Origin of the sequence: Campylobacter coli LMG 9860, assembly GCF_000254135.1 — a bacterium.
Taxonomy (GTDB): domain Bacteria; phylum Campylobacterota; class Campylobacteria; order Campylobacterales; family Campylobacteraceae; genus Campylobacter_D; species Campylobacter_D coli.
Window position 1 is genome coordinate 118125 of sequence record NZ_AINS01000039.1, and the last position, 7869, is coordinate 125993.

At 30.3% G+C, this 7869-nt stretch carries 10 protein-coding genes; 9 read left to right on the forward strand and 1 reads right to left on the reverse strand.

The features are described from left to right. Nucleotides 1-30 precede the first annotated feature (30 nt). The 6 genes from CCO88_RS06110 to CCO88_RS06130 all read left to right on the forward strand — a co-directional run bounded on the left by CCO88_RS06110 (nt 31) and on the right by CCO88_RS06130 (nt 3274). Nucleotides 31-291: a hypothetical protein gene (locus tag CCO88_RS06110; RefSeq protein WP_002806943.1), complete on the forward strand. Its 261-nt coding sequence runs from the start codon at nt 31-33 to the stop codon at nt 289-291. Between the two features lie 27 nt (nt 292-318). Next, nucleotides 319-531: a hypothetical protein gene (locus tag CCO88_RS10635; RefSeq protein WP_170245729.1), complete on the forward strand. Its 213-nt coding sequence runs from the start codon at nt 319-321 to the stop codon at nt 529-531. Nucleotides 532-548: 17 nt separating this feature from the next. Next, complete coding sequence (locus CCO88_RS10640; protein WP_170245730.1) at nt 549-821, forward strand: hypothetical protein; 273 nt, start codon at nt 549-551, stop codon at nt 819-821. A 122-nt stretch (nt 822-943) separates the two neighbouring features. Continuing rightward, a complete protein-coding gene (locus tag CCO88_RS06120) occupies nt 944-2521 on the forward strand; it encodes an ABC-F family ATP-binding cassette domain-containing protein (RefSeq protein ID WP_002809865.1) in 1578 nt (525 codons plus the stop codon). Continuing rightward, the gene (locus tag CCO88_RS06125) at nt 2511-2846 is read left to right on the forward strand and encodes a hypothetical protein (protein ID WP_004284883.1); all 336 of its coding nucleotides are present in this window, start codon (nt 2511-2513) and stop codon (nt 2844-2846) included. Before CCO88_RS06120 ends, CCO88_RS06125 begins: the two co-directional genes overlap by 11 nt. A gap of 50 nt (nt 2847-2896) precedes the next feature. Then, complete coding sequence (locus CCO88_RS06130; RefSeq protein WP_002778419.1) at nt 2897-3274, forward strand: hypothetical protein; 378 nt, start codon at nt 2897-2899, stop codon at nt 3272-3274. Nucleotides 3275-3305: 31 nt separating this feature from the next. On the opposite strand, the gene CCO88_RS06135 is transcribed toward CCO88_RS06130, so the two are convergent. Beyond that, nucleotides 3306-3890, reverse strand: coding sequence for a YigZ family protein (locus tag CCO88_RS06135; protein ID WP_002789640.1), 585 nt, complete (start codon nt 3888-3890; stop codon nt 3306-3308). A gap of 280 nt (nt 3891-4170) precedes the next feature. Here CCO88_RS06135 and CCO88_RS06140 point away from each other — a divergent pair, with 280 nt between their 5' ends. From CCO88_RS06140 to CCO88_RS06150, 3 genes are all read left to right on the forward strand, one after another. Continuing rightward, nucleotides 4171-5394 (forward strand): hypothetical protein, encoded by a 1224-nt coding sequence (locus tag CCO88_RS06140; RefSeq protein WP_002839726.1) that lies wholly within the window; start codon nt 4171-4173, stop codon nt 5392-5394. Next, on the forward strand, nt 5363-6130 hold the full coding sequence (locus CCO88_RS06145) for a hypothetical protein (protein ID WP_002778424.1): 768 nt from the start codon (nt 5363-5365) through the stop codon (nt 6128-6130). The genes CCO88_RS06140 and CCO88_RS06145 overlap by 32 nt, the downstream gene beginning before the upstream one ends. Before the next feature lie 68 nt (nt 6131-6198). Then, a complete protein-coding gene (locus CCO88_RS06150) occupies nt 6199-7836 on the forward strand; it encodes a methyl-accepting chemotaxis protein (RefSeq protein ID WP_002818738.1) in 1638 nt (545 codons plus the stop codon). The last annotated feature ends 33 nt before the right edge of the window (nt 7837-7869 follow it).

Below are 7869 nucleotides of genomic sequence, written 5' to 3' on the forward strand. Positions count from 1 at the left end.
TTTAAAACTAATGAAAGAATGGAGATGAAAATGAGTGAAAAATATGTACCTTTTGAAGTAGAGCCTACCTTGCTTTATGAGAAAGATACTTATAAAATTGTTGTAGGAAAAGCATACACAAATAAAGATGAAAAATTTTGCATAGGCTTAAAATCAAATGGTTTTCCAATAAATTCTTATCTTATATTTCCTCCACAGCTTAGCTCGGATTTGCTAAAAAGTCTTTTGGGGCAAGATGGTGCTAAAAATGATGAAATCATAGAATTTATTAAAATAATAATGGAGAAATAATGAAAAATATTTTATTAAGTTTGATGTTTGTTTTTTTTATTTACAGGATGTTTTAACAATAAGCCAAAATGCGATGATGAAGATGTTAAGTTTACACTAAAAAGTATTTTGGATGATGAATGGGTTTATATTGAATACGGTTTAGATGAACAATCCTTAAGGACGTTAAGGATAAATTCTAATGGTATGGATATAAGGGATTTAGAGGCTGCATTATCTACAGATACGCTTGGGGTTTAAGGGCGCATTTTAAACCTTTGCTTGATTTGAAAGATTATGTCAATGAAGTGGTTTATACTTCTTTTGAAAGTTTTATAACCAAAGATAGCAAGGATAAAAAAACTAGTTTTTGTATGGCCAGTTTAAAATTTACTTATCCACAAATGCCTAATGAAATGCGAGAAAAATATTCAAGAGGTGTTTTAAAAGGAGTTTTATTTGATGAAGGAGAATACGAAACTCAAATTTCTTATAGTGCTAGATTTAGTGATGATAAAAAGCAAGTTTTTGTAGAACTTTTAGATTATTAATTTATTTTGACAATGAAATTTTATTTTCATTGTCTATATAAAATTTATACTTAATTAATTTCAAGTCTTTTTTTGATACAATTTCTTAAAAATTTTTATAAGTAAAAAATTTAAGGAAAATCATGGTTGAAGTAAAAAATCTTACTATGCGTTTTGCAAATCAGCTTTTATTTGAAAATGTTAATTTAAAACTTGTTCGAGGACAAAGATACGGACTTATCGGTGCTAATGGTGCAGGAAAATCGACTTTTTTGAAAATTCTTTCAGGAGAAATTGAGTCAAGTAGTGGTGAAATAGTATTTGATGAAGGTTTAAAAATCGCAGTTTTAGGACAGGATCAATTTGCTTTTGAAAACTACACCATCAAAGATGCGGTAATGTGCGCAAATAAGCGTTTATATGATGCTTTAAAAGAAAAAGAAAAACTTTATATGAGCGAAGAATTTACTGATGAGATCAATGAGCGTTTAGGTGAGCTTGAGATAATAACGGCTGAAGAGGATCCTAATTATGATTGTGAAACGCGTTGTGAGAAAATTTTAAGCTCTTTAAAAATCAAAGATTTTGATGCTTTGATGAGCACCTTGCAAAGCGCAGACAAATTTAAAGTCTTGCTTGCGCAAGTATTGTTTTTAGGAGCAGATGTACTTTTTTTAGATGAGCCTACAAATAACCTTGACTTAGAAGCGATTTCTTGGCTTGAAAATGAGCTTTTAAGACATGAGGGAACCTTGGTTGTCATCTCTCATGATAGGCATTTTTTAAATAAAATTTGTACAAGAATTTTGGATGTGGATTTTAAACAAATTCGTGATTTTGCGGGAAATTACGATGATTGGTATATGGCTTCAACGCTTTTGGCAAAACAAGCTGAACTTAAGCGCGATAAAACTTTAAAAGAAAGAGAAGAATTAGAAAATTTTATCCGCCGTTTTAGTGCGAATGCTTCTAAGGCAAAACAAGCTACAAGTCGTGCAAAGGCTTTGGAGAAATTGGAGCTTGAAGAGATTAAAATTTCAAGTCGCAGGGATCCAAGTATAGTTTTTAGAACAAATCGTGAAATAGGAAATGAAGTTTTAGAGCTTAAGGGTATTAGTAAGGCTTATGATAAAGAATTGTTTTCAAATTTAGAATTAAAAATCGAAAAAAATGACAAAATTGCTTTAATTGGTGCAAATGGTGTAGGCAAGTCAACTTTGGCTAAAATCATTGCCAATGCTATTGCTCCTGATAGCGGTTCTATACACCTTGGAGCGACTATAGAACTTGGATATTTTCCCCAAGATACAAGTAATTTAATTTGTGAAAATTTGAAACTTTACGAATGGCTTATGAGTGAAAAATTCAAAGATTTGGATGAAATTCGAAAGTGTTTAGGTAGAATGCTTTTTAGTGGTAGTGATCAAGAGAAAATGGCAGCGAGCTTAAGCGGAGGGGAAAAACATCGTTTAATGCTTTCGCGTTTGATGCTAGAGCGCCCAAATTTTTTACTTTTGGATGAGCCTGATAACCATTTGGATCTTGAGAGTATCATAGCCCTTGGTGAAGCTTTATATAATTTCAAGGGTGTTGCACTTTGTATAAGTCACGATAGGGAGCTGGTTTCTGCTTTTGCTAATCGTATTTGGCACTTAAAAGATGGAGAACTGACTGATTTTCGTGGAACTTACCAAGAATTTTTAGGAGAAAATGATGGCTAAATTTAGAATTCAGTATAGCGCAGGCTTTGGACATTTTACCCAAAATCATAAAGGCTTTGGACCTACTATTTATATAGAAGAAGTAGTGGAATTTGACAATGGTAAGGATTATTTTGATTATATAGATTTTTACAATACTTATTCAAAAAGCGATGATACTTATTTTCATATCAGTTTTTTAGAAGATAGACCTTTAAGCGACAAAGAAATCACCATACGCAATGAATATCGTAAAATACGCGATGAAAATTGCAAGAGAGCAAAAGAAGAATTTATAAGAGATAATGAACTTGATGTGGAGCATTTACCAACTCATGGTGATTAAGGAACACTTTTTGCTTGTATAGTTTTTGCATATTTTGAAAGGAGAAAGCTATGCAAGTAAGTTATAAAACTATTAGCTCATATGAATATGATGCGATTAGTGGTCAGTATAAGCAGGTGGATAAGCAAGTAGAAGATTATTCTTCGACTTCTGATTCTGATTTTATGGATATATTAAGTAAATTAGAGGAAAATTCGGGTATTTCTAGTACGGAAGAAAATTTACAAAACAATACCCAAAGTTCAAATTCTAATTCCTCTCAATACGCACAAATGTCAAGCATGTATGCTTATCGTTTTAGGCAAAACGAGGGCGAACTTTCTTTAAAAGCTCAAAGTGCGAGTGTGCATAATGATCTTTTAAATCAAAATGCAAATGGACAAAATAAAGACAGTAGTCTTTTAGGTGATTTACTTAACGCGATTTAAATTAAAGCCTCAAACGAGGCTTTAAGATAGATTATAATTTCTCTATTTCAAAAGGTGTAAATTGGGCGCAAAAGATTTCAAACTTTTGCTCTTCCTCTTCGTTTAAATTTAAGCTTAAAATCACTTTTTCATTTTTAAAGTCTCGCTCAAATTCCAAAGAGTGAGTTCTTAAAAAATGTTCGAAGCGATTGAGATTTTTAAAATCTATGGCAATTTTGATATTTTTTTTAAATTCAAAAGTTAGCAAGGAGGCATTGTTAATCGCTGCATTTGCCGCGTCACTATAAGCTCTTACAAGTCCTCCTGTCCCAAGTTTGGTGCCACCAAAATATCTTACAGTGATGACTGCAGTGTTGACAAGATCATACCCTCTTAAAACATTTAAAGAAGGTATGCCTGAAGTGCCCTTAGGTTCGCCATCATCACTTTTATCTTCTATGATTTGATTGTATTCATTTAAAGTTCGATAAGCATAAACAAAATGAACGGCTTTGGGGTGTTCTTTTTTTAAATTTACAAGCAAATTTTTAAAATCTTTAAAAGGGCAAAGATAGGATAAAAAAGTAGATTTTTTAATTTCAATTTGTGCTTGAAAATTTTGATCAATTGTTTGCATTTTCGCCTTTTTATTTGGTATTATGATTAAATAAGGTAAAATATAATGTATTAATAAAATTTTTAAAAAAATACTATAATTTTACAAAAATTAAGGAAAGAAATGTCAAAAACAAGTCAAAAATTTATGAATTCATTCAAAAGTTATAAAAGAAATAAAATGGGGTGTTGCAAGGTTGGCTTTTTATAAAAATATTTTTATTTTATACATTAGGCATGGGATTATTTTTTGAAATTTACATCAGTTGATATTTTAAGTTTAATTTTGTAAAATCAAATTTATGGAAAAAATCAAAAATTATAAGCTTATTATTCTTTTACTTGCTTTTGATTTACTTGCTTTGCTTTATGGAATTTCAACCCTTAGCATTAGTGCTGATGAGGCTAAAATTTATTTTGAAGAAAAAGGAAGTTTTCTTTTTTTTAATCATAGTTTGCTTTATTATCTCACACATTTTGGAACTTTTGTTTTTGGACAAAATGACTTTGGTTTAAGAATTCCTATTTTATTTTTTCATTTTTTAAGTTGTATTTTACTTTATATTTTGGCTTTAAAATATACAAAAACTCATTTTGATAGCTTCTTATCTCTTTTGCTTTTTGTATTGTTGCCAGGAACGGTTGCAAGTGCTTTGTTGGTAAATGAAGCCTCTATAGTGATTTTTTTAACGCTAGCTATAATTTGTGCGTATGAATATGAAAAAAAATGGATTTTTTATCCGCTTTTGATTTTAGCTTTATTTGTAGATAAGTCTTTTAATATTTTATTTTTAACCTTTTTCTTTTTTGGAATTTATAAAAGAAATTCTTTTTTATTGACTTTGGCCCTTGTACTTTTTGGTTTGAGCATAAGCTTTTATGGTTTTGATACAGGTGGGCGTCCAAGAGGATATTTTTTGGATACTTTGGGAATTTTCGCCGCTTGTTTTTCGCCACTTGTTTTTATTTATTTTTTTTATGTAGCTTATCGTTTAACTTTTAAAGAGCAAAAAAGTTTACTATGGTTTTTAATGAGCGTAACCTTTATTTTTTGTTCCTTGCTTTCTTTGAGGCAAAAGCTTTATTTGGAGGATTTTTTGCCATTTTGTGTGATTTGCACTCCGCTACTTATTAAAACCTTGATGGCAAGTTATAGGGTGCGTTTACCGCAATTTAGATTAAGATATAAAATTTTTATAGAATGCTCTATCATTTTTTTACTATTTTGTTATTTTGTTATCATAGGAAATCAAATTTTATATTATTTTGTTTCTGATCCAAAATATAATTTTGCTAATAACTATCACCTTGCTAAAGAATTAAGCAAAGAGCTTAAAAAACAAGAAATTTTTAAATTAAGAGTTGGCACATCTTTGCAGCCAAGATTGAAATTCTATGATATTGAAGATAGTAATACTTTTTATCTAAAAAGTATTAAAAATAAAGACCAGCTTGATAAAAATAAAAAAAATATTACAATAAAGCTAGGAAAATTTGAAAAAATTTATCAAATCCAAAGATACTAGTGATGCTTTTACGCTTTTTGAGCTAGTTTTAGTTGTTTTAATCTTAGGCCTTGTGATTTCCATAGCACAAATCAATCTAAAACAAGATAGACTCATGCAAGGTGCAAAGCAAATTCTTAATGACATACGCTATGTAAGAACTTTAGCAATGACTCAAGAGAGTTTTAGGGATTTGGAATTAGCAGTGGCAAAAAGAGAGTGGTATAAAAGTAGATGGCAATTATATTTTATCAATTCAGCAGCAACAAATTATGAGCAAACTTATACGATATTTTTAGATAAAAATGGTGATGGAAACGCTAATTTAGGAAAAACTGAAATCAATATTGATCGTGAAATTGCTGTAGATATTATAAACCCCAAAAAATTAATGAATTCAGGACAAAGTGGAGTTATTGATAAGAGCGATAGTAAGACTACTCAAAGATTTAATATTTTTAAAAAATTTGGTATAAAAAAAGTAGAATTTAAAGGTTCGTGTAGGGGTTCTACAAGGATAGTTTTTGATGAAAGAGGAAGATTATATTCTCCTTTGCGAACTTCTCAAGGTGTTTATGATAAAAATTTAGCTAAAACTAATCAAGACTGTGTCATACGCTTAAGCTCAATACAGGCAAATCAAATTTGCATTATAGTCAATCCGCTTAGTGGTTTTGCTTACATACCTAAATTTCAAGATTTTAACAAGCAAATGATAATGATAAATGGTGTACTTTCTCAATGTTCTAAAATTTAGAATACTTTAATTTTTAATATAAATTTGCTATAATTTGAATGCAAATATTAAACAAAAAGGAGAAAATAATGAACCGCTTAGGAATTTCGGCAAGATTGTATTTAAGTTTTGCTTTGATTATTTTTATTATGTTGTTTATAGCTGTTTTTTCAATAGCTAAAGTGAATTTTTTAGATAAAACTCTTACAGCAGCAACAGGGGAAAACGCTTTGATTTCTCGTCAAGCGATTAATTTTAGGGGAAGTATCCATGATAGATCAATTTTAATTCGTGATGTCGTTTTAGCACAAGATCAGGAAGACTTAAGAAAAACTTTAGCTCAAATACAAAAATTGGAAAAAGATTATGAAGAAGCTGAGCTTATTTTAAATGATATTGTAGCTAAGGGTGGTGGTGATTCAAATGTACGCTCTATGATGGAGGATATTGCAAAAACTAAGAAAAATACCGTGCAAATTTATCAAAAGATTATTGACGCAGTGGTGAAAGAAAATGATATTCAATCAGCAACTAAAATGGTTTTAGATTCTGCTAGACCAGAATTTATTTTATGGTTGGCTCAAACAAATAAATTGATTGATTATCAAGAATTAGCTAATCAAGAATTAACTCAAATAGCACTTTTAGAAAGTAAATCCTTTCGATTTATCATGATGGGTATCATTATAATTGCTTTAATTATTTCTATAGTTATTGCTTATTTGATAGTGAGATATATTAAAAAATCCGTAGGTGGTGAACCAAGAGATGTAAATAGAATTATCACCGAAGTTGCTAATGGAAATTTAACACAGCCAATTCATACAGAATATAAACAAAGTATACTTTATTCTATTTCTAGAATGCAAAATCAATTACGAAATATAGTCCAAAAAATGATTATTATTTCTAATGAGTTAAACCACAAAGCTGATTTGGTGGTAGGTCGTATAAGTGAAACTGAAAAGGCAGTGATTTTTCAAGGCGAAACTTCTAGAGAATCTGCTCTTAAAATTCGAGAAATCAGTCAAAAAACACAAAATGTTTCCAAAATGGCTCTAGAAACAGAAGAAAATTCAAAAAATACCACTCAAGTTTGTCAGAATAATAAAAAATATGCCGAGGATACAGCTTCTCAAATGGAATATATCGCAAGCAATTCTTCTAGAGTTTCTCAGCAAATTGCCTTGCTTAGCGAACATGCTAAGAATATAGGAACAAGTACAGAACTTATTAGCGAGATTACAGATCAAACTAATTTACTTGCTCTAAACGCAGCCATAGAAGCTGCTAGAGCGGGAGATGTAGGTAGAGGTTTTGCCGTCGTTGCTGATGAAATTCGTAAATTGGCTGAAAAAACAGGCGGGGCAACAGATCAAATTGCTATAATTAACAAACAAATTCAAGAAGAAACGATAGCAACAGTAGGCGTTATAGAAGAGTCTATACCACTGATTTCTCAAGGTAAAAGTTTAAGTGAAGAGGTAAGAGATAGTGTGGATTTAATCTACAAACAAGCTAATGACAGTCTTTTTAAAGCACAAGAGGTAAATCAAGAGGTAGCCGCTCAAGTAAAATTAATGGAAGAAATTGAAGAAAAAATTATAACAGTGGCAGATATTTCTTCTAAAACTCAACAAGCGGTTAGTGAAAATAAAAATGCAATGACAGAACTAAAAAATATTTCGGATAATCTTCAAGCTGAAATAGCTATTTTCAAGCTCTAAGCACCTATAACCCCCAACCACCCAAAAATAAGG